Consider the following 20720-nt stretch of genomic DNA (forward strand, 5'->3'; position numbering starts at 1 on the left):
CCGCATGCCGCACCGATCGTCCATGACGGTGCGGCATGCGGGGACCCCCGGCTTCGGTCGGGCAGGCAGCGGCGGCCGCCGCGGGCGTCTGCGCTCCGTTGCGGCCCTCGCCGCCGTGGCGCTCGCGGTGACCATCGGGCTCGCCGGCTGTGCGGCATCCGGAGCCCGGGAACTCTCGGGCGACCTGTCGACCCACGACCCGGCGCTCGCCCACGACGGCGACACCTGGTTCGTCTACTCCACGGGCAACCAGTCCGTGGCCGACGGCAACATCCAGGTGCGCACCTCCGCTGACGGCAACAGCTGGCAGTACGCAGGCGAGGTGTGGGACGAGAAGCCTGCCTGGCTGACGGATGCCGTTCCCGGGGTGTCGAACCTCTGGGCGCCCGAGCTCATCGAGCACGACGGCACCTGGTACCTCTACTACTCCGCGTCGACGTTCGGCAAGAACGCGTCGGTCATCGGGCTCGCCACCAACAGCACTCTCGATCCGGACGACCCAGACTACGACTGGGTCGACCAGGGTGCCGTCGTCACGTCGACCACCCGCGACGACTTCAACGCGATCGACCCCGGAATCGTCGAGGACTCGGACGGCACGCCGTGGATGGCCTTCGGATCGTTCTGGAGCGGCATCCGCATGGTCGAACTGGCCTGGCCCGACGGCCTGCGAGCCGACGACGCGGACCCACTGCGGCTGGCCGATCGGCAGAGCCCGCCGAACGCGATCGAGGCGCCGTACATCGTGGAGCACGACGGCGACTACTTCCTCTTCGTCTCGCGCGACTCCTGCTGCCAGGGCGTGAAGAGCACGTACAACGTGGCCGTCGGGCGCGCGGACCAGCCGGCCGGGCCCTACATCGATCGTGCCGGCACCCCTCTCCTGCAGGACGGCGGAACCCCGGTGATCGCCACCGACGGTGAGCGCATCGGACCCGGCGGCCAGTCCGTGGCCGACGGCATGATGGCGCTGCATTTCTACAACGGCGACGCCGGTGGCGCTTTCGAACTGGCGCTGCTGCCGCTGCGGTGGGACGCCGACGGCTGGCCCGACGTGCACTGGTGACGGCGCCATCCGCCGCCCCCAAGGCCCAGACGTGTACGCCGCCCGCACCGGGGCGCGAGAGGATTGACGTATGACTCAGCTGGATGCCGGAACGAACTGGGCGGGCAACCTCGCATACGGCGCGCGCCAGGTGATGACGCCGCACACCTACGGCGAGCTCGCGGGCCTGCTGCGCTCTGAGACCCACGTGCGCATGCTCGGCACCCGGCACTCCTTCAACAGGATCGCCGACACGACGGGGGTGCTCATCTCGCTGGCGGCCCTGCATCCCGTGTTCGAGATCGACTCCACCTCGCGCACTGTGAGGGTGTCGGGAGGGCTGCGCTACGGCGACCTCGCGATAGCGCTCGAGGAGCAGGGCTGGGCGCTCGCGAACCTCGCCTCACTGCCTCACATCTCGGTGGCGGGCTCCGTCGCCACGGGTACCCACGGGTCGGGCGACGGCGTGCGCTCCCTGGCCGGCTCCGTGGCCGGCGTCGAGCTCATGACGGCCAGCGGTGACGTGCGCACCTATGCGCGCGGAGACGCGGACTTCGACGGCGTGGTCGTCGGCCTCGGTGCCCTCGGGGCCGTGACGACGCTCACCCTCGACATCGAGCCGAGCTACTCGGTGGCCCAGACCGTCTACGAGAAGCTCGAGTGGGACGACGTTCTCGCCGACCTCTCGGCCGTCACCTCGCTCGGCTACAGCACGAGCATGTTCACGACCTGGCGCGACTCCGATGTCATCGACCAGCTCTGGGTGAAGCGACGGGTGGCGACGGATGCCGTGGCGACAGACGCCGCCGACCCCGCCGCGCTCGCCCTCGCCCTGACGCCGGCCGATGGGCCGCGGCATCCGCTGCCCGGAGTCTCGCCCGAGAACTGCACCGACCAGCTCGGCGTGCCCGGAGCGTGGCTCGACAGGCTGCCGCACTTCAAGCTCGGGTTCACGCCGTCGAACGGTGCAGAACTCCAGTCGGAGTACCTGGTGCCCCGGGCCCTCGCGGCCGAGGCCCTGGAGGCCGTGAGGCTGCTCGCTCCGCGCATCGCGCCGCTGCTGCAGGTGTGCGAGGTGCGCACCGTCGCGGCCGACGAGCTCTGGCTGAGCCCGGCGTTCGGCACCGACGTGATCGGCCTCCACTTCACCTGGCTGCCCGAACAGCCGGCTGTCGAGGCGTTCCTGCCGCTGCTCGAGGCGGCGCTGTCACCCTTCGCGGCTCGACCGCACTGGGGCAAGCTCTTCACCCTGCCGGGCGCCGAGGTCGCGGCCCTCTATCCGCGCTTCGCCGACTTCGCCGTCCTGCGCCATCGCCTCGACCCTCGCGGCGTGTTCCGGAACCCCTTCACGGAGGCGCTGGGGCTGTAGGTTCGGGCGGGCGCTTCGGGCGCTTCGGGCGGTCGCTTCGGGCGGTCGCTTCGGGCGGTCGCTTCGCTCGGCCCTCAGCGAGCGGTGGTGGGTGTGCCCGCTGGCTGAGGCCCGGACGAAGTCCGCGGTCGAAGCGCACTGCGGCGGGACCAGAAGAGGGCGAAGCGACCGGCGCTCACGATAGCGTCGAGTCATGAGAATCCTTCTGATCGGAGCCGGCGGAGTCGGCGGCGCGATCACCAAGATCGCCGCCCGCCGCTCGTTCTACGAGCACATCGTCGTCAGCGACTACGACCTCGGTCGCGCCGAGAGCGCGATCGCGTGGATCGCCGACCGTCACGGCGCCGACGTGGCCGCCCGGTTCACGGCCGCGCGGATCGACGCGTCCGACCCTGAAGCCGTGGCATCCGTCGCCCGAGAGCACTCCGTGACGCACGTCATGAACGCCGTCGAGCCCAAGTTCGTGCAGTCGATCTTCGCCGGAGCGCTCGCCGCGGGCGCCGACTACCTCGACATGGCGATGAGCCTGTCCGAGCCGCACGGCACCGATCCGCACAACCTCACCGGAGTGAAGCTCGGCGACGACCAGTTCGCCCAGGCCGGCGACTGGGAGGCGTCTGGTCGTCTCGCCCTCGTGGGAATGGGAGTCGAGCCCGGCCTCTCCGATGTGTTCGCCCGCTACGCCAGCGACCACCTGTTCAGCGAGATCGATGAGCTCGGCACCCGCGATGGCGCCAACCTCGTGGTGCGCGACTCTGACGGCAACGAGATCTTCGCCCCGTCGTTCTCCATCTGGACCACGATCGAGGAGTGCCTGAACCCCCCGGTGATCTGGGAGAAGGATGCCGGATGGTTCACCACGGCGCCGTTCTCGGAGCCCGAGGTGTTCGACTTCCCGGGCGGCATCGGCCCGGTCGAGTGCGTCAACGTCGAGCACGAGGAGGTGCTCCTCATGCCGCGCTGGCTCGACGCGAAGCGCGTCACCTTCAAGTACGGGCTCGGCGCGGAGTTCATCAACGTGCTCGAGACCCTGCACCTCCTCGGGCTGGACTCCACCACCCCGGTGCGAGTGCGCAGCGCGAACGGCCCTGTCGAGGTCGCCGCCCGGGACGTCGTCGCAGCGTCCCTGCCCGACCCCGCGACGATCGGCCCGCTCATGACGGGCAAGACCTGCGCCGGAGTGTGGGTCACCGGCACGGGAATCGACGAGAACCCCCGCGAGGTCTACCTCTACCACGTGGCCGACAACGAGTGGACGATGGCGGAGTACGACAGCCAGTGCGTCGTCTGGCAGACGGCCCTCAACCCGGTGATCGCCCTCGAACTGCTGGCATCCGGAGCCTGGTCCGGCGTGGGCGTGCTCGGTCCCGAGGCCTTCGACGCCGAGCCCTTCCTCGCCCTCATGGCGGCGTCCGAGAGCGACGGCGGCTATGGCCAACCCTGGGGCCTCGACGACAGGCTCGCCGCAGCATGATCTGGAAAGCGAGGAACTCATGACCGAGAGACCCGCCGAAAGCGGTTCCGAGCCGCCCCGAGCGCCCGAAGCTCCTCGCTTTCCAGCCGACGCGGCGCCGAGCGACGTCGTTCGAGCGGCCTACGCCCTCGCCGAGTCGGCAGCGGATGCCGCCGGCGTGAGCGTGCGCGACGCGGACCCTCGCGACCTCGACGCGGTCGTCGGCCTGTTCGAGCGCACCTGGGGCCAGGGTCGCAGCCCCGACCGCGCCATGTTGCAGGCGATGGACCACGCGGGCAACACCGTGCTCATCGCCACGGAGTCCGGCCCCGGAGTCACGAGCGCTGCCGTCGGTGCCACCCTCGGGTTCCTCGGCTGGGAGGACGGGCTGCACCTGCATTCGCACATGAACGCCGTCGCCCCCTGGCGACGCAGCGGGGGAGTCGGCCACGCCCTCAAGCTGTTCCAGCGCGCGGTCTGCCTCGATCACGGCGTGACGCAGGTGCGCTGGACCTTCGATCCGCTCATCCGCCGCAACGCCCACGTCAACCTCGTGAAGCTGGGCGCCGAGGTCACGGCCTTCCACCCCGACTTCTACGGGCGCCTCGACGACGCCATCACCGGCACCGACCGCAGCGACCGCTTCGAGGTGCGTTGGCGTCTCGACTCGCCCCGCGTGCTGCGCGCGCTGGCCCGCGGGAAGCAGCCGGTCTGGCAGGGCGAGGACACCTTCGCCCTGGCCGACGACTTCGAGACGCTGCGGGCGGATGATCCCGCCTGGGCAGCCGAACGTCGTACGGCATCGCGGCAGGCGTTCCGCGATGCGTTCGCCGCCGGCCTGCGTCCTGAGCTCACCGCGGCGAACGACTACATCTTCACGGCCGACAGCGCCGACCGCGATGACAGCGCCGACCGCTCATGAGGATCGACGCCATCGAGCTGCACCGCGTCGGCATGCCGCTGGTGCGGCCGTTCGAGACCTCGTTCGGCGTGCAGACCGCACGCGAGGTGCTGCTGATCCGGGTGCGAACCGATGCCGGAGACGGCTGGGGTGAATGCGTCGCCGGCACCGAGCCGTTCTACAGCTCCGAGTATGTCGACGGTGCCGCTCACGTGATCGAGCACTACCTGGCGCCGACGCTGCTGCGTGCGCCCGATGTGACGGCGGCATCCGTCGCCCGCCAGCTCGGCTACGTGGCCGGGCACCGCATGGCCAAGGCCGCCCTCGAGGCCGCCGTGCTCGATGCCGAGCTGCGCGCGGTCGGCCGCTCCTTCGGCGAGTACTTCGGCGCGACCGCCGAGTGGGTGGACTGCGGTGTCTCGGTCGGCATCGCCCCTTCGATCGACGAGCTTCTCGCCGAGGTCGCCGGCTACGTCGCCGAGGGCTACAAGCGCATCAAGCTCAAGGTCAAGCCCGGCTGGGACCTCGAGCCCGTCGCCCGCGTGCGCGAGCTCCTCGGACCCGACGGCCTGCTGCAGGTCGACGCGAACACCGCATACACGCTGGCGGATGCCGAGCACCTGAAGCGCCTGGACCCCTTCGATCTGCTCCTCATCGAGCAGCCGTTCGACGAGGAGGACATCGCCTCGCATGCAGCCCTGGCGCAGGTGATCGAGACTCCCGTGTGCCTCGACGAGTCGATCCTGAGCGCCGCCATCGCCGTCGATGCGATCGAGCGCGGGGCGACGTCGATAGTCAACATCAAGGCCGGGAGGGTGGGCGGCTACCTCGAGGCCCTGCGGGTGCACGACATCTGCCGCGAGCTCTCGGTTCCGGTCTGGTGCGGCGGCATGCTCGAGACGGGCATCGGCCGGGCAGCCAACGTCGCGCTCGCGGCCCTGCCCGGCTTCACCCTGCCCGGCGACACCTCGGCCTCCGGGCGGTACTTCGCCGACGACCTCGCCGAGCCCTTCGTGCTCGGTTCGGGCGAGCATGCCGGACAGCTGCGCGTTCCGACCGGCCCGGGCACCGGCGTCGAGGTGGACGAGGCCTTCGTGGCCGCCCGGGCGCTGAGCCCGCATCGCACACTGCGCGGCTGAACGGCTGAACGGCTGAACGGCTGAACGCCGGAGTGCCGGAGCGCCGGGCGCCCAAGCGGCCGGAGCCCTCACCCGATCAGCGCCAGCGCCCTCTTGCCGATCGCGGTGGCGGATGCCGTGTGACCGGCATCGCCGTCGAGCGCGAACCACACGGAGGAGAGCCCGCACCACGCCGCGAGCCAGCGCGCGAGGCGATCGGGAGCCAGGCCGGCGGCATCCGTCACCACGGCGAACTGACGCTCGAGGCGCCCCGGCTCGAGCGCGCGCTCGTGCGACGGGTTGCAGAGCAGGTTGCAGTAGTCGAAGGCGCGATCTCCCACGAGTCCCTTCGGGTCGATGGCCAGCCAGCCGCGGCCGCCTGCGGCAGGGTCGCCGAAGTCGAGCACGTTGCCGTGGTGGATGTCTCCGTGCAGCGCCACGACCTCCTGCGGGCTCGTGTCCTGTCCATCGAGCAGCTCGCGGGCGATGGCGGCCGCCCGCCGCACGAAGCCCGGATCGCTGCCGGCCACCGTCGCCCGGTTGCCGTCCGCGCGGGTCAGCAGCTCGCGGAACCACACCTCGAGCGGCACGAGCTCCGGCGTGTCCTGGCGCTCGCCGACATCGGCGGCGAGCAGATCGCCGGATGCCGCGTGCAAGACGCCTGCCGCCTCGCACAGAACGCGCGTCGCCTCGTCGTCGCATCCGTTCTCCACCCAGTGCACGAGCGAGCGCGTGCCCGTCGCGCGCTCCAGCAGCACGGCGGCATCCTGGGCCTCCAGCACCCGCGCCGCGCCGTGCCCGTCCCAGGCAGCGAGCACGGCCCCGCCGCGGATCTCCTCGTCGACCCGCGCCACCTTGAGCATCCCGGCCGTGCCATCGGCAAGCAGTACGGGTGTGAGCGCGCTCGTCGCCGTCGCGAAGGCGTCGCCGTCGGGCTGCAGCCGCCAACGACGCAGCCACTCCATCTCGCCGCCGCGACCGGGGTCGACGGGTCCGAGGTCGCTCATGCCTCCAGTATTCCGCGGCGAACCGCCCGGCGCGGCATGATGGACGTGAGCCACGAGAGAAGGAACCGCATGCCCCGTGTCATGATCGCCCGCAGCTTCGACGGCCCCGAGGCGCTGGAGCTTGCCGACGAGCCCACCCGTGCACCCGGCGCCGACGAGGTCACCATCAGCGTGCTCGCGAGCGGCGTCAATCCCGCCGACGCCAAGTTGCTGAACGGCGTCTGGGGCCGCAATCCGTCCCGCCTGCCGCTGCATCCGGGCAGCGAGGTGTCCGGCGTCGTCACGGCCGCGGGTCCGGATGCCGTCGGCCCGGCCGGCCCGATCGCCGTCGGCGACGAGGTGATCGGCTACAGGGTCTCCGGCGGCTACGCCGAGGAGATCACTGTGGCTGCCTCATCTGTGCTCCCGAAGCCGGCGAGCCTCGGCTGGGAGGAAGCCGCCGGCCTGCTCCTGACCGGCGTGACGGCCTTCCACCTGCTCGAGGCAACGGGTGTCGGAGAAGGTGACGTGGTGATCATCCACGGTGGGGCCGGGTCCGTGGGCTTCGCCGCCGTGCAGCTCGCGCGACTGCGGGGCGCCAGGGTCATCGCCACGGCCAGTGAGCGCAACCACGGGCTGCTCGAGGCATTCGGTGCCGAACCGGTCGTCTACGGCGACGGCCTCGTCGACCGCCTGCGCGCGCTTCTGCCCGACGGAGCGGATGTCGCGCTCGACACGGTCGGCACCGACGAGGCCCTCGACGCCTCGGCCGCCCTCGTGGCCGACGTCGACCGCATCGCGACGGTCGCCGGCTTCGAGCGCGCCGCCGAGATCGGGGCGAAGCGTCTGGGCGGGGGTGCGGGCGCCGACCCGGGCACCGAGCTGCGGATGGGCGCCCGCCTGCCGCTCATCGAGCTCGCCGGCCGCGGCGAGCTCACCGTGCGCGTCGCGCGCACCTATCCCCTCGCCGAGGCGGCCGCCGCGCTCGCGCTCGTGGGGGAGGGCCACCCCGGCGGAAAGGTCATTCTGCTGCCGTGACGCCCGTCAGCGGTGAGCCTTCTGTCGTGACGCCCTCAGCCGAGAGTGCTCTCGTCGCCCGCCTGCGCGCCGCCGGCTGCGTCTTCGCCGAAGACGAGGCCGCACTGCTCATCGAGACCGCGCGCACAGCGGAGGAGCTCGAGGGCATGGCGAGCCGCCGCGTCGACGGGGAGCCGCTCGAGCGCATCGTGGGCTGGGCCGACTTCGCCGGCCTCCGCATCACGGTCGACCCCGGCGTCTTCGTTCCCCGCCGTAGATCCGCGGTGCTGGTGAACGAGGCCGTGGCACTGCTGTCGTCCGGTTCGACGGCAGACACGCTGGTCGTCGACCTCTGCTGCGGTACCGGCGCCATCGGCACCGCCATCGCCAGCCGACTACCGGGCGTCGAACTCCTCGCCGCCGACGTCGATCCCGTCGAGGTCGCCTGCGCCCGACGCAACATCGAGCCCGCAGGGGGAACGGTCTTCCTCGGCGACCTCTACGACGCGCTGCCGGATGCCGTGCGCGGCCGGGTCGACGCGCTCGTCGTCAACGCCCCCTACGTGCCGACGGAATCGATCGCGCTCATGCCGCCCGAGGCTCGCGTACACGAGCCGACCGTCGCACTCGACGGAGGATCGGACGGCCTCGACATCCAGCGCAGGGTCGCCGCCGGAGCATCCGTCTGGCTGAGACCCGGAGGCCACCTGCTCATCGAGACCAGCGTTCGGCAGGCGCCGCTCACCGCAGCCATCGTCGCCGACGCCGGCCTCGTGGCGCGCATCGTGCACGACGACGAGCTGGACGGCACCGTGGTCATCGGGCGGACGGGCCCCAGCGGGCAGACGGGCTGAGTCTCGACAGCCGTCGTGCGCGGGTGCGATCCGAGGTCGCGGACACGGCTGTCGCTTCGCTACTGCTCGAAGACCCGGCGATCGGCGCTCGCGGCCAGAGTGCGCGGCGCACGGACCGCCCAGAGTGGACGCCGCTCGAACCAGGTGAGCAGCTGCGGCTCGATGCGGGTGAAGTCGGTGAGCGTCATCGGAACCGGCGCGTGCACGACGGGTGCTCCGAGACGGGCGGCCACCTGCTGGATTGCTGAGCGAGTCCAGATCTGTCCGCGCATGCGCAGCACCAGGGTGTCTCGGCCGTCGAGGGCGAACAGCTGAGGGACGGTCTCCGTGCCGTTGCCCGTGTACAGGTCGATGAGCAGGATGGTGTCGACGTCGCTCGAGCGCACCCGGCTGGTGAAGCCGAACGGCCAGTGGTCCTCGACGCCCCAGTCGTGCAGCTGCACGAAGACGCTGCGGGAGGCTATGACGCCCACGCCGACGATGAGCATCACGAGCACCTGGAGTGCGACCACGACGAGCCAACTGCCCACCGGCACGCTGATCCAGTAGAGCACGGCGAACACGGGCACAGTGAGCACGCCGGTGGCGACTGCGAGTTGTCCGAAAAGCGGGCTGCGGGGACGGAACGTCTGCGTTCGAACGTCGGTGCCACGAACTTCGGTCATGAAAGAAACCCCCTGGAACATTGTGGGGCACAGCGAACGCGGATCGGAAGCCGCATTAACGAGGACATCGGGGTGCACGGGCGTGCCGGCGCCGTCGGCGCCCCGGAGGTGCCCACGGCGATGCACCCGAGCCGGGGCGCAGAATGGAGACGGGTCGATCCGTCCGGATCGCTCCACACGACATCGAGGAGTTCCCATGACCCGAACGGCCATCATCGGCGGCCACGGCAAGATCGCCCTGCTGCTCACACGATCGCTGACGGATGCCGGTCACCAGGCCGTCGGCGTCATCCGCAACCCCGAGCACTCAGACGACGTGCGCGCCGCCGGCGGCGTGCCCGTCGTACTCGACATCGAGACGGCCTCCGCCGAGGAGCTGACGTCGGCGCTCGCCGCTGTCGCGTCAGATGGCGGCGCCGTCGACGCCGTGGTCTTCGCAGCCGGCGCTGGCGGCGGTTCCGGCGCCGCTCGCAAGGAGAGCGTCGACCACCAGGGCTCGGTGAAGTCGATCGCGGCGGCGCGGCAGAGCGGCATCCGTCGCTTCGTGCAGATCTCGTACATCGGTGCGGATCAGGCCGACACCTCGGGCGACGAGTCGTTCGGCGCCTATCAGGTCGCCAAGAAGGCTGCGGATGACGCCCTGCGGGCGAGCGATCTCGACTGGACCATCGTGCGGCCAGGGCATCTCAACGATGACGCGCTGACGGGTCGAGTGCGCATCGGTGACGACGTCACCTCGGGCTCGACGAGTCGGGCCAACACCGCCGCGGTCATCGCAGCACTGCTCGAGGGGCCCGCAGCGCTCGGCGGGGTGCTGAACGTCATCGACGGCGACACCCCGATCGCCGAGGCGCTCGCCTCCCTCGACTGACCCGACCGCCGCGCGAAGATCACCCCCGAACAGGGCTCGCTCCGTGGCTAGGATCGAGCCATGAGCGACGAGGTTCGGAATGCCCAGGCCGCCGCCGTCGCGGCCGCCGAGGAGGCGGAGCGGCTGCAGGCCGCAGCCCAGGAGGCGATCCTGAAGGCGCAGCAGGCGGCCGAGCTGGCCCGGGCAGCGGCCGACGCCCAGGCGACCGCGGCCGCGGCCGAGGTGGCTGCGGCGCCGGATGCCGCGACATCGGCCTCGGCGCCCGCCGCATCCGACACGGACGCGCCCGCTGCGGCATCCGTTCCCCAGAGTGCCGCGGGTCCGCTCGACGCTGAGCAGGTCGAGGCGATCCGCGGCGGGTACGACATCAGTGGCGCCGCTCTCGAGATGGGAGCGCTTGTCAACGGCGACCCACTCGCCGACGTGCAGGTGCGCATCCCCCTGGCCATGATGAACCGCCACGGGCTGGTGGCCGGGGCAACCGGAACCGGGAAGACCCGCACCCTGCAGGGACTGGCCGAGCAGTTGTCAGCCAACGGCGTCGCCGTGTTCGCCGCCGACATCAAGGGCGACCTGTCGGGCGTCGCGACCCCGGGGGAACCGAGCGGGAAACTGCTCGCCCGCACTCAGGGCATCGGCCAGGACTGGACGCCGGCGAGCTTCCCGGTGGAGTACTTCTCGCTCGGCGGCGTCGGGAACGGCGTTCCGATCCGCGCCACCCTCGCCGGCTTCGGTCCTCTGCTGCTCAGCAAGGCGCTGGGCCTCAACGCCACGCAGGAGTCGAGCCTCGGCCTCGTGTTCCACTACGCCGAGGAGAAGGGCCTGGCCCTGCTCGACCTCGCCGACCTGCGCGCCGTGCTCACCTACCTCGTCGGCGACGAGGGCAAGGCCGAGCTCGTGGGCCTCGGCGGACTCTCCAGTGCCACCGTCGGAGTGATCCTGCGCGAACTCATCGTCTTCGCGGACGGGGGAGCGGATGTGTTCTTCGGCGAACCCGAGATCGACACCGCCGAGTTCCTCCGCCTGGCCTCCGACGGACGCGGCGTCATCAGCCTGCTCGAGGTTCCCGGCGTCGCCGACAAGCCTGCGCTGTACTCGACCTTCCTGATGTGGCTCCTCGCCGACCTGTTCAACGACCTGCCCGAGGTGGGCGACCTCGACAAGCCCAAGCTGGTGTTCTTCTTCGACGAGGCGCACCTGCTCTTCACCGATGCGTCGAAGGACTTCCTCGCCCAGGTCGTGCAGACGGTGCGTCTCATCCGGTCGAAGGGCGTCGGCATCTTCTTCGTCACGCAGACACCGAAGGACGTTCCGGCCGACGTGCTCGCCCAGCTCGGCTCCAGGGTGCAGCACCAGTTGCGCGCGTTCACGCCCGACGATGCCAAGGCCCTGCGGGCCACGGTGACGACCTATCCGAAGTCGGGCTACGACCTCGGTGAGGTGCTCACCACCCTCGGCACCGGCGAGGCGATCGTCACCGTCATGAACGAGAAGGGCGCGCCGAGCCCCGTCGCCTGGACGCGTCTGCGTGCACCGCAGGGTCTGATGTCGCCGACGCCCGAGCCGGCCATCGCGGCAGCGGTTGCCGCCTCGCCGCTGCAGACCGTCTACGGAACCGCCGTCGACCGGGAGTCGGCATCCGAGATCCTCACGACGAAGATGAACGCGGCGGCTGCAGCCGCGCAGGCCGCTGCCGACGCCGAGGCGGCGAAGAAGGCCGAGGCCGAGTACGCCAAGCAGGCGGCGGCGATCAAGAAGCAGACCGATGCCGAGGCCACCGCGCGCGCCAAGGCCCAGCGCACGGCGGACGCCGAGGCGGCCCGAGCCGCGAAGGAGCAGGCGGCGCGGGCCAAGGCGCAGGGCAGGGTCATCAAGGACGTGCTCGGGTCGCCGGCCACCCGCACGATCCTCACGGGTGTGCTGGCGGGCATCTTCGGAACGCGCAAGCGGCGGTGAGCTGACCGATCGGCGTTCGAGTCGCCACGAGCCGTCGGATTCACGCCGGAGACAGGGCGATCCCTGTGCTCAGTGCACCTGCTGGATGCGGATGAGGTTGCCCGCAGGGTCGCGGAAAGCGCAGTCGCGCAGGCCGTAGTCCTGATCCATCGGCTCCTGCACCACCTCGGCATCGCTCGCCTCGATCCGTTCGAACACGGCATCGAGGTCGTCCGTCGCGAGGAGGACGCCGGCGTAGGTGCCCTTGGCCATCATCTCGGCGATGGCGTCGGCTTCAGCCTCCGTGATGCCCGGGTCGGCGGTAGGTGGTTGCAGCACGATGGCGGTGCCTGCCTGCCCAGGGGCGCTGACCGTGATCCACCGCATCCCGGCGTAGCCGACGTCGTTCTGCACCTCGAAGCCGAGCACGTCGCGGTAGAAGGCCAGTGAGGCATCCGGATCTGTATGGGGAAGGTAGCTCGCGTGAATGGTGATCTTCATGCGCTCACGCTACGGGTAGGGCTGTTCCGCGCTCTTCTCGATTCCTGATCGGTCTGGTCACGACTCGTGCAACGCAGGCGGGGATTCCTGCCGTTGTGCTCGTCCCGCGCCGGTAGGCGGTGGGTGAGACCCCGACGAGTTCGCTGAATCTCGTGCTGAAGGTTCCGAGTGACGAGAAGCCGACGGCGAAGCAGATCTCGGTGACGCTCAGATCACCGCGGCGGAGGAGGGTCATGGCGCGCTCGATGCGTCTCGTCATCAGGTAGCGGTATGGCGCCTCGCCATAGGCGAGCTTGAAAGCCCGGCTGAGGTGACCGCCCGAGAGATTCACGCCGCGAGCGAGAGCCTCGATGTCGAGCGGCGACGCGTATTCACGATCGATCCTGTCGCGCACCCGACGCAGCAGCACGAGATCGTTCCGCCGGTCCTCGGGCGTCGTCCTGGGCATCGCTGGTCCAATCGGCTGCGTTCGGAGGTGGGCACTACAGCTCCGGATCTCCTCACTCTGCCACGATCCCTTGTGCGGGGTGGCGTGCGGGTTGCAGCGATCAGGAATCGAGAAGCACCAGGCAGCTCCGTCCGGTTAGCGTGATGAGACACCAGCAGATCAACGAGGAGAGGACACCCGAGAGATGAGCACCCCATCCAGGACGAGCAGGAAGCCCGACGACGGCGCGGCCGCATCGGGAGGATTCTCTCGCGAGGAACGCGTCGCGATGAAGCAGCGTGCCGCGGAGCTCAAGGCCGAGGCACGACGGGGGAGCGCCGCCGAGAAGGCTGCGGCCGAGGAGGCTGCGGTGATGGCGAAGATCGCCGCCATGCAGCAGCCGGACCGCGCCCTGGCCGAACGCCTTCATGCGATCGTGACGGATGCCGCCCCCGAACTCTCGCCGAAGCTCTACTACGGTCAGCCCGGGTGGGCCCAGAACGGGAAGGTCATCGTCTTCTTCCGGAGTGGACTGGACGATAAGGCGCGGTACTCCACGCTCGGCTTCAGCGTCAACGCGAAGCTCGACGACGACGCCGGTCTCTGGCCGAGTTCGTACGCCCTCGATCACCTCACCGACGAGAGCGCGGAGCTCATCGGGCGGATGGTCGGGAGAGCCGTGGGCTGATCGGGGAATGAGAAAAGGCCCGCTCGTGTGAGCGGGCCTTTCTTCTGCGGAGAACGGGGGATTCGAACCCGACTGTGGGCGCTGCGCGTCACCGTGCGGCATCCTGAACCAGAAAGGCCCGCTCGTATGAGCGGGCCCTTCGTCTGCGGAGAACGGGGGATTCGAACCCGACTGTGGGCGCTGCGCGTCACCGTGCGGCATCCTGAACCAGAAAAGGCCCGCTCGTGTGAGCGGGCCTTTCTTCTGCGGAGAATGGGGGATTCGAACCCCACTGTGGGCGCTGCGCGTCACCGTGCGGCATCCTGAACCAGAAAAGGCCCGCTCGTGTGAGCGGGCCCTTCTTCTGCGGAGAATGGGGGATTCGAACCCCCGAGGGCTTTCACCCAACACGCTTTCCAAGCGTGCGCCATAGGCCACTAGGCGAATTCTCCCGGTCGATCGCCATCCCGAAGGAAACGACCTCAGAGAATCTTACCCGACGCTGAGGGCTCCGGATGCCGCGAGCCATCCTGTGCGCCGAGCATGCCCATTCATCCCGTAAACTGTTCCTCGGCTCCTCGCGTGGCGCCATCCAGGCCAACTCCCCCAGGGCGGAAACGCAGCAAGGGTAACCGGGCTCTGACGGGTGCGCGAGGGGTCACCTCTTTTTAACGGGCCGCGCGGGTAACCGGGACTCTGCTGATGTACCGAGGTGCGCGAGGGGTCACGTCTATCTAACGGGCAGCCGCAGCCCGATCAGCCATCCGCCGAGAATGCAGGACCACGTTCGACTCGGCCGCATATCGCAGCCATGCCGCGTCCCATCCTGCATACGCGAGAGCCAAGGGGCGAGTGCAACGGGCGGCGCCGGCGGCATCCGTCGTCGACGGTGGTTACGAGATCCCGGCGATCACCAAGGCCTGAGCCCGGTGGCATCCGCTGTCCTGCCCTGACCAGCCACAAATGCAGGACCACTCCATACACAGCTGCATATCGCACCCATGTCGAGCCTCGTCCTGCAATCGCGCGCGAACCGAGCCGACGGCGGGTGAACTCCGCCTGAAAAGTCACCGCAAGCTGCACATTCGCTGAGCGTCGGCAGCGAGCGCGCCCGTAGGCTGGGAGAGTGGCGCGAAGCATCTACCTGAGCTCTGCCGAAGGGCATACCGGCAAGTCGACGATCGCGCTCGGAATCCTGGCGACACTCACGCGCACGACGGCGAAGGTCGGGGTCTTCCGGCCCATCGCTCGCTCCACCACCGAGCGGGACTACGTCCTCGACCTGCTGCTCGAGCAGTCGACGGCCGGCCTCGACTACGACACCTGCGTCGGAGTCACGTACGACGACGTGCACACCGATCCGGATGCCGCCCTCTCACGCATCGTCGAGCGTTACAAAGCCGTCGAGGCAGCGTGCGACGCCGTCGTCATCGTCGGCAGCGACTACACCGACGTGGGCAGTCCCACCGAGCTCGGCTACAACGCCCGCATCGCCGCCAATCTCGGCGCCCCTGTGCTGCTCGCCCTCGGCGGACGCCACACCCAGAGCGGAGTGGGCGAGGCCCTCGGCCGCGCCGATGCCCGCACGGCCGACGACATGCGCCAGTTCGCGGAGCTGTCGCTCGCCGAGCTCCGCGTCGAGCACGCCTCACTGCTCGCCGTCATCGTCAACCGTGCCGATCCCGAGAACCTCGACGAGATCGTCTCGGCCGTCGCATCCGCGATCCCCGGAGCGACGGATGTTCCCGTCTGGGCCATTCCCGAAGACCCCGTGCTCGTGGCTCCCACCATGGGCGCCATCCTCGAGGCCACTGACGGCACCCTCATCAAGGGCGACAAAGAGCTGCTGTCGCGCGAGGCCCTCGGCGTCGTCGTCGCCGCGATGTCGATGGACAACGTGCTGCCCCGCCTCGTCGACGGTGCGGTGGTAGTCGTCCCCGGCGACCGAACCGATGTGCTCCTTGCCGTGCTGCTGGCCAACGCGTCGGGCACGTTCCCGTCGCTCGCCGGCATCGTGCTGAACGGCGGCTTCGAGCTGCCCGAGCCCATCGAGCGACTCATCGAGGGCGTGCGCTCGCCGCTGCCCGTGATCAGCACGCCGCTCACCACCTATGAGACCGCGGTGCGCATCACGCACACGCGCGGCCGGCTCGCCGCGGAGTCGCGCAACAAGTTCGACACCGCCCTCGCCCTGTTCGAGCAGAACATCGACGGCGACGCTCTCATCGAACTGCTCGATCTCAACCGCTCCAGCGTCGTCACGCCGCTGATGTTCGAGTACGGCCTCATCGAGCGAGCGCGCTCCGAGCGCCGCCGCATCGTGCTGCCCGAGGGCAACGACGACCGCATCCTGCGTGCGGCAGCCACCGTGCTGGCGCGCGGCATCGCTGACATCACGCTCCTCGGCGAGCCGTTCGAGGTGCGCTCGCGGGCCATCGAGCTCGGACTCGACATCGCCGCGGCCGACGTCGTCAGCCCCTTCGACGACGTGTTGCGCTTCAAGTTCGCCAACAGCTACGCCGAGCTGCGCGCCTATAAGGGCAAGGCGGCTCCCACGGTCGAGCAGGCGCGAGACACCGTCACCGACGTCTCCTATTTCGGCACCATGATGGTGCACCTCGGCCTCGCCGACGGCATGGTCTCCGGTGCGGCGCACACGACAGCGCACACCATCCGTCCGGCGTTCGAGATCATCAAGACCCGTCCAGGCGTCGGAGTGGTGTCGAGCGTCTTTCTCATGGCCCTCGCCGATCGCGTGCTGGTCTACGGTGACTGCGCGGTCATCCCCGACCCCACCTCTGAGCAGCTCGCCGACATCGCCGTCTCGTCCGCGGGCACCGCCGAGCAGTTCGGCATCGAGCCGCGCGTGGCGATGCTCTCGTACTCCACCGGCGAGTCGGGCTCGGGTGCCGACGTCGAGAAGGTGCGCGACGCCACGGCGATCGTGCGGGAGCGGATGCCGGACCTCCTCGTCGAAGGACCCATCCAGTACGACGCAGCGGCCGATGCTGCCGTCGCCGCAGCGAAGGCGCCCGACTCGGCCGTCGCTGGACGCGCGACGGTGTTCATCTTCCCCGACCTCAACACCGGCAACAACACCTACAAGGCCGTGCAGCGCAGCGCCGGCGCCGTCGCCATCGGGCCGGTGCTCCAGGGCCTCAACAAGCCGATCAACGACCTCTCCCGAGGAGCGACAGTGCAGGACATCGTGAACACAGTGGCGATCACCGCGATCCAGGCAGCCGGCTGAGTCGTGGCATCCGTTCTCGTCGTCAATTCCGGTTCGTCGTCGTTCAAGTACCAGCTCATCGATTCCGAGAGCGAGCGGATGCTTGCCACAGGCCTCGTCGAGCGCATCGGCGAGGCGCAGGGTCGTGCCGTGCACACCGTGGTGGGCAGTGACGGTGCCGAGGAGAAGTCGGAGCGCGAGCTGCCGATCGCCGACCACACGGCGGGCTTCGCCGTGATGCTCGACGCCATCGCCGACCTGGGGCCGTCACTGGAGACGCATCCGGTGGTCGCCGTCGGACACCGCGTGGTGCAGGGCGGCGCGCGCTTCTTCGAGCCAACGGTCATCACCGACCTGGTGCGCATCAACATCGACGAGCTGTCGAGCCTCGCGCCCCTGCACAATCCGGCGAACCTCGAGGGCATCGTCGCGGCGCAGAAGGCCTTCCCCGACGTGCCGCACGTCGCCGTCTTCGACACGGCGTTCCACCAGACACTGCCGCCCGCCGCCTACACCTATGCGATCGACGCCGAGCTGGCTGCCAAGCACAGGGTGCGTCGGTACGGCTTCCACGGCACCTCCCACCGCTTCGTGTCCCACGCCGCCGCCGAGTTCCTCGGACGCGACGTCGGCGAGATCAACCAGATCGTGCTGCACCTCGGCAACGGAGCGTCGGCCTGCGCCGTCGCCGGGGGCCGCTCGGTCGAGACGAGCATGGGCATGACGCCGCTCGAGGGACTCGTCATGGGCACGCGCTCCGGTGACATCGACCCGGCCGTCCTGTTGCACCTGCAGCGCCGGGCCGGGCTCAGCATCGACGAGGTCGACGACCTGCTCAACAAGCGCAGCGGCCTGCTCGGGCTCAGCGGACGCGGCGACATGCGCGACGTCGTCGACGCCTCCCTCGATGGTGATGCGGATGCCGCCCTCGCCCTCGACGTCTACGTGCACCGGCTGCGCGGGTATGTCGGCAACTACTTCGCCCAGCTCGGTCGCGTGGATGCCGTGGTGTTCACCGCCGGGGTGGGGGAGAACTCGCCGGTCATCCGCGCCAGGGCGCTCGAGGGCCTGGAGTCGTTCGGCATCCGGATCGATGCGGAGCGGAACGAGGCGCGCTCGCGTGCCGCCCGGGTGATCTCGACGGACGACTCGACAGTGGCGGTGCTCGTGGTCCCGACGAACGAGGAGCTCGAGATCGCCCGGCAGACTCTGGCGGTCACGCGCGCATCTGCTCGCTGAGGGCCGAGCGTAGCGACGCTCTGCTCGCTGAGGGCCGAGCGTAGCGACCACCCGAAGCGTCTTCACCGCCCCCGAGCCGGTCAGGGGCGCTTCGACCGCTGACTTCGTCGGGGCCTCAGCGAGCGCCGCGGGAGTTCCACAAGAAACGTTGCACAAGATTTCTTGTGGAACTAGGGTGGGCTCATGAGCAGCGACAGCGAGCAGCCCGCGCCCGAGCCGGCGGCATCCGTCACGGTCACCGACCCCAAGTCGATGCGCGCACTCGCGCACCCTCTGCGGCTCACGCTGCTCGGCCTGCTGCGTTCCGACGGGCCTGCTCCGGTCGGTCGCCTGGCCGACGCCGTGGACGAGGCCCCCGGCACTGTGAGCTACCACCTCGGCACCCTGGCCAAGTGGGGCTACGTCGTCGAGGCACCCGAGCTCGCGAGCGACGGACGAGAGCGATGGTGGCGCGCCGCCCACGACACGACCCACTTCGAGCCCCTCGAGCTCCGTGACGATCCCGCCAGGCTCGCGGCATCCGTCGCCATGCGGCAGATGTTCCTGCAGCACAACCTCTCCGAGCAGCTGCAGGCTCTCGAGGCCGAGGCGACACTCGAGAGCGAGTGGCTCGCGGCCTCGAGCAGCGGCGACTTCCTCGCCCACCTGACCCTCGAGGAGTTCGCCGAGATGACCGGCGAGTTCGACGCGCTCGTGACCAAGTGGTGGGACCGGGGACGCACCACCCGCGAGGGCACCCGCGTCGTGCGCTACCTCTACAACGCCTTCCCGCGACCATGACCGAGCAGATGACGACGGATGCGGCACTCGCGCCGAAGCGACGCCTGCCACTCGTCGCGCTGCTGACCGCGCAGCTCGTGTCGCTCGCCGGCAACGCCGTCACGGTGATCGCCGTGCCGCTCTACGTGCTGCAGACCACGGGCTCGCCCATCGCCACGGGTGTGGCCGGAGTGTTCGCAACGGTGCCCATCGTCGTCGGAGGTGCGCTCGGAGGGGTGATCGTCGACAGGTTCGGATTCCGCCTCTCGAGCATCGTGGCCGACCTGGCCAGCGGGCTCACTGTCCTCGCCATCCCCGTGCTCGCCGCGACAGTGGGGTTGCCGTTCTGGGGGCTGCTGTTCCTCGTCTTCCTCAGCGGGCTCCTCGACACCCCGGGCGACTCGGCGCGTGCGTCGCTCGTGCCAGACCTCGCGCGCCTCGGCAGGGTGCCGATCACGCGTGCCGCCGGGGCGCAGAGCGCCATCGAGCGGTCGGCGCGCATGCTCGGGGCTGCTCTCGCCGGTGGCCTGGTCGTTCTGGTCGGTCCCCTCGGGGCCCTGTTCATCGATGCGGGCACCTTCATCGTCTCGGCTGTGATCGTGGCCGTCCTGGTGCCGCGCGCCGGCCGCGCCGGGGACGGAGCCGGCGGCAGCGCGGCCGAACGGCATCCGGAGTCGTATCTCTCCGGATTGACGGCGGGGTTCCGATTCCTGTGGGAGAACCGCCTGATCCGTGCCGTCGTACTGCTCGTCACCGCGACCAACGCCATCGACGTGGCAGGCATGACGGTGCTGAAGCCCGTCTACGCCACGACGGTGCTCGGCGACCCCGCGACGCTCGGTGCCATGATCGCCTGCTTCGCTGGCGGAGCGCTCGTCGGGTCCGTGGTGTTCGCGAGCGTCGGTCATCGATTGGCCGGGCGGGCGTTGTTCGTCGCCTGCTTCGCCGTCGCCGGCGTGGTCCCGTACGCGGCGATGGCCCTCGCCGTCCCCTTCGCCATCCTCCTGGCCGTGATGCTCGTCTCAGGCTTCGCGGCGGGCGCGATCAACCCGATGATCTCGACGGTCATGTACGGCATGACGCCGGCCTCCATGCGGGCCCGTGTGTTCGGCGCGACGTCGGCCGGTGTCGCAGCGACGATGCCGCTCGGAGCGTTCGCCGCCGGCCTGTCCGTCGAGGCCTTCGGGCTGCAGGCGACCCTGGTGGCCGCGGCCGTGCTCTACGGGTGCCTCACGCTCACGCCCCTCGTGGACCGCTCGTTCCACGGATTGTCGGCGGCGCGCATGGAGTCGTCGCCGCGCGCCTGACTCGCTGCATCCGAGTCGATTCCGGATGCGGCAGCTGCGGTGATCTCAGCCCTGATTGCGCCGGCGCAGGCCCAGGTAGAGTGCGACTCCGGTCAGCAGGGCGCCCGCCGCGACGACGATGGAGAGGCCCGGATTCATGCCGGACGTCGCCAACAGCGACGTGCTCGTGTGCAGCGTCGACGCAGCGTGGTGAAACATGACGATCACCGGCTTTCGGGTAGCGGTGTCGCGCGGGAGCGCGAGAGATGGGGTATCTCGATGGCAACACCAGAATCCTCGAGATCACTGGGAGAACGACCCATTCCCGCCGTGAAACGGACGTTTGTGCCCACCACTGGGGGACTCCACAGGGGCTCGCGGCACCGGGCGGGAATGTC

The 20720-nt window shown here is 69.9% G+C and carries 19 protein-coding genes, 1 tRNA gene and 1 other RNA gene; 15 read left to right on the forward strand and 6 right to left on the reverse strand.

What is annotated here, in order from left to right:
* Positions 1-22: 22 nt before the first annotated feature.
* From AADV74_RS13515 to menC, 5 genes are all read left to right on the forward strand, one after another.
* Positions 23-1066: an arabinan endo-1,5-alpha-L-arabinosidase gene (locus tag AADV74_RS13515; protein WP_342114901.1), complete on the forward strand. Its 1044-nt coding sequence runs from the start codon at positions 23-25 to the stop codon at positions 1064-1066.
* 70 nt (positions 1067-1136) lie between these two features.
* Entirely contained in the window at positions 1137-2414 is a 1278-nt protein-coding gene (locus tag AADV74_RS13520; protein WP_342114903.1) for a D-arabinono-1,4-lactone oxidase, read from the forward strand.
* 193 nt (positions 2415-2607) lie between these two features.
* Positions 2608-3888, forward strand: a complete 1281-nt coding sequence (locus AADV74_RS13525; protein WP_342114905.1) for a saccharopine dehydrogenase family protein — start codon at positions 2608-2610, stop codon at positions 3886-3888.
* Positions 3889-3907: 19 nt separating this feature from the next.
* On the forward strand, positions 3908-4789 hold the full coding sequence (locus AADV74_RS13530) for a hypothetical protein (protein WP_342114907.1): 882 nt from the start codon (positions 3908-3910) through the stop codon (positions 4787-4789).
* Positions 4786-5907, forward strand: a complete 1122-nt coding sequence (gene menC / locus AADV74_RS13535) for an o-succinylbenzoate synthase (protein WP_342114909.1) — start codon at positions 4786-4788, stop codon at positions 5905-5907. The genes AADV74_RS13530 and menC overlap by 4 nt, the downstream gene beginning before the upstream one ends.
* Before the next feature lie 68 nt (positions 5908-5975).
* Here menC and AADV74_RS13540 read toward each other — a convergent pair whose 3' ends face one another.
* Positions 5976-6893, reverse strand: a complete 918-nt coding sequence (locus AADV74_RS13540; RefSeq protein ID WP_342114911.1) for an aminoglycoside phosphotransferase family protein — start codon at positions 6891-6893, stop codon at positions 5976-5978.
* 69 nt (positions 6894-6962) lie between these two features.
* On the opposite strand from AADV74_RS13540, the gene AADV74_RS13545 reads away from it, so the two are divergent.
* Positions 6963-7910: an NADP-dependent oxidoreductase gene (locus AADV74_RS13545; RefSeq protein WP_342114912.1), complete on the forward strand. Its 948-nt coding sequence runs from the start codon at positions 6963-6965 to the stop codon at positions 7908-7910.
* A 26-nt stretch (positions 7911-7936) separates the two neighbouring features.
* On the forward strand, positions 7937-8743 hold the full coding sequence (locus tag AADV74_RS13550) for a putative protein N(5)-glutamine methyltransferase (protein WP_342114914.1): 807 nt from the start codon (positions 7937-7939) through the stop codon (positions 8741-8743).
* Positions 8744-8802: 59 nt separating this feature from the next.
* Here AADV74_RS13550 and AADV74_RS13555 read toward each other — a convergent pair whose 3' ends face one another.
* Complete coding sequence (locus AADV74_RS13555; protein ID WP_342114916.1) at positions 8803-9408, reverse strand: hypothetical protein; 606 nt, start codon at positions 9406-9408, stop codon at positions 8803-8805.
* A gap of 196 nt (positions 9409-9604) precedes the next feature.
* Here AADV74_RS13555 and AADV74_RS13560 point away from each other — a divergent pair, with 196 nt between their 5' ends.
* A complete protein-coding gene (locus tag AADV74_RS13560) occupies positions 9605-10279 on the forward strand; it encodes an SDR family oxidoreductase (RefSeq protein WP_342114918.1) in 675 nt (224 codons plus the stop codon).
* A 60-nt stretch (positions 10280-10339) separates the two neighbouring features.
* On the forward strand, positions 10340-12235 hold the full coding sequence (locus AADV74_RS13565; RefSeq protein WP_342114920.1) for a helicase HerA-like domain-containing protein: 1896 nt from the start codon (positions 10340-10342) through the stop codon (positions 12233-12235).
* A gap of 69 nt (positions 12236-12304) precedes the next feature.
* Here the strand turns inward: AADV74_RS13565 and AADV74_RS13570 are convergent, their stop codons facing one another.
* Complete coding sequence (locus AADV74_RS13570) at positions 12305-12715, reverse strand: VOC family protein (protein WP_342114923.1); 411 nt, start codon at positions 12713-12715, stop codon at positions 12305-12307.
* 4 nt (positions 12716-12719) lie between these two features.
* Positions 12720-13163, reverse strand: a complete 444-nt coding sequence (locus AADV74_RS13575) for a helix-turn-helix transcriptional regulator (RefSeq protein ID WP_342114925.1) — start codon at positions 13161-13163, stop codon at positions 12720-12722.
* 184 nt (positions 13164-13347) lie between these two features.
* Between AADV74_RS13575 and AADV74_RS13580 the strand changes: the two genes are divergently transcribed.
* Positions 13348-13830, forward strand: coding sequence for a DUF1801 domain-containing protein (locus tag AADV74_RS13580; RefSeq protein WP_342114928.1), 483 nt, complete (start codon positions 13348-13350; stop codon positions 13828-13830).
* Between the two features lie 346 nt (positions 13831-14176).
* On the opposite strand, the gene AADV74_RS13585 is transcribed toward AADV74_RS13580, so the two are convergent.
* Positions 14177-14261, reverse strand: a tRNA-Ser gene (locus tag AADV74_RS13585).
* A gap of 117 nt (positions 14262-14378) precedes the next feature.
* Between AADV74_RS13585 and ffs the strand changes: the two genes are divergently transcribed.
* The 5 genes from ffs to AADV74_RS13610 all read left to right on the forward strand — a co-directional run bounded on the left by ffs (position 14379) and on the right by AADV74_RS13610 (position 20343).
* An RNA gene (ffs, locus tag AADV74_RS13590) (signal recognition particle sRNA small type) lies at positions 14379-14475 on the forward strand.
* 460 nt (positions 14476-14935) lie between these two features.
* Entirely contained in the window at positions 14936-17059 is a 2124-nt protein-coding gene (pta, locus tag AADV74_RS13595; protein ID WP_342114930.1) for a phosphate acetyltransferase, read from the forward strand.
* A gap of 3 nt (positions 17060-17062) precedes the next feature.
* Complete coding sequence (locus AADV74_RS13600; RefSeq protein WP_342114932.1) at positions 17063-18277, forward strand: acetate/propionate family kinase; 1215 nt, start codon at positions 17063-17065, stop codon at positions 18275-18277.
* Between the two features lie 183 nt (positions 18278-18460).
* Complete coding sequence (locus AADV74_RS13605; RefSeq protein WP_342114934.1) at positions 18461-19057, forward strand: winged helix-turn-helix domain-containing protein; 597 nt, start codon at positions 18461-18463, stop codon at positions 19055-19057.
* Positions 19054-20343, forward strand: coding sequence for an MFS transporter (locus AADV74_RS13610; RefSeq protein WP_342114936.1), 1290 nt, complete (start codon positions 19054-19056; stop codon positions 20341-20343). The genes AADV74_RS13605 and AADV74_RS13610 overlap by 4 nt, the downstream gene beginning before the upstream one ends.
* A gap of 45 nt (positions 20344-20388) precedes the next feature.
* On the opposite strand, the gene AADV74_RS13615 is transcribed toward AADV74_RS13610, so the two are convergent.
* Positions 20389-20541 carry a hypothetical protein gene (locus AADV74_RS13615; protein WP_342114937.1) on the reverse strand — a complete coding sequence of 51 codons (153 nt, stop codon included), beginning with the start codon at positions 20539-20541 and terminating at the stop codon, positions 20389-20391.
* Between the last annotated feature and the right edge of the window lie 179 nt (positions 20542-20720).

Origin of the sequence: Leifsonia stereocauli (assembly GCF_038432415.1) — a bacterium.
Lineage (GTDB): Bacteria > Actinomycetota > Actinomycetes > Actinomycetales > Microbacteriaceae > Orlajensenia > Orlajensenia stereocauli.

Bases quoted from the DNA above. Each gene is read 5' to 3' on its own strand.
- AADV74_RS13515 (WP_342114901.1), top strand. From the start codon at position 23: ATGACGGTGCGGCATGCGGGGACCCCCGGCTTCGGTCGGGCAGGCAGC.
- AADV74_RS13520 (WP_342114903.1), top strand. From the start codon at position 1,137: ATGACTCAGCTGGATGCCGGAACGAACTGGGCGGGCAACCTCGCATAC.
- AADV74_RS13525 (WP_342114905.1), top strand. From the start codon at position 2,608: ATGAGAATCCTTCTGATCGGAGCCGGCGGAGTCGGCGGCGCGATCACC.
- AADV74_RS13530 (WP_342114907.1), top strand. From the start codon at position 3,908: ATGACCGAGAGACCCGCCGAAAGCGGTTCCGAGCCGCCCCGAGCGCCC.
- menC (WP_342114909.1), top strand. From the start codon at position 4,786: ATGAGGATCGACGCCATCGAGCTGCACCGCGTCGGCATGCCGCTGGTG.
- AADV74_RS13540 (WP_342114911.1), bottom strand. From the start codon at position 6,893: ATGAGCGACCTCGGACCCGTCGACCCCGGTCGCGGCGGCGAGATGGAG.
- AADV74_RS13545 (WP_342114912.1), top strand. From the start codon at position 6,963: ATGCCCCGTGTCATGATCGCCCGCAGCTTCGACGGCCCCGAGGCGCTG.
- AADV74_RS13555 (WP_342114916.1), bottom strand. From the start codon at position 9,408: ATGACCGAAGTTCGTGGCACCGACGTTCGAACGCAGACGTTCCGTCCC.
- AADV74_RS13560 (WP_342114918.1), top strand. From the start codon at position 9,605: ATGACCCGAACGGCCATCATCGGCGGCCACGGCAAGATCGCCCTGCTG.
- AADV74_RS13565 (WP_342114920.1), top strand. From the start codon at position 10,340: ATGAGCGACGAGGTTCGGAATGCCCAGGCCGCCGCCGTCGCGGCCGCC.
- AADV74_RS13570 (WP_342114923.1), bottom strand. From the start codon at position 12,715: ATGAAGATCACCATTCACGCGAGCTACCTTCCCCATACAGATCCGGAT.
- AADV74_RS13575 (WP_342114925.1), bottom strand. From the start codon at position 13,163: ATGCCCAGGACGACGCCCGAGGACCGGCGGAACGATCTCGTGCTGCTG.
- AADV74_RS13580 (WP_342114928.1), top strand. From the start codon at position 13,348: ATGAGCACCCCATCCAGGACGAGCAGGAAGCCCGACGACGGCGCGGCC.
- AADV74_RS13605 (WP_342114934.1), top strand. From the start codon at position 18,461: ATGAGCAGCGACAGCGAGCAGCCCGCGCCCGAGCCGGCGGCATCCGTC.
- AADV74_RS13610 (WP_342114936.1), top strand. From the start codon at position 19,054: ATGACCGAGCAGATGACGACGGATGCGGCACTCGCGCCGAAGCGACGC.
- AADV74_RS13615 (WP_342114937.1), bottom strand. From the start codon at position 20,541: ATGTTTCACCACGCTGCGTCGACGCTGCACACGAGCACGTCGCTGTTG.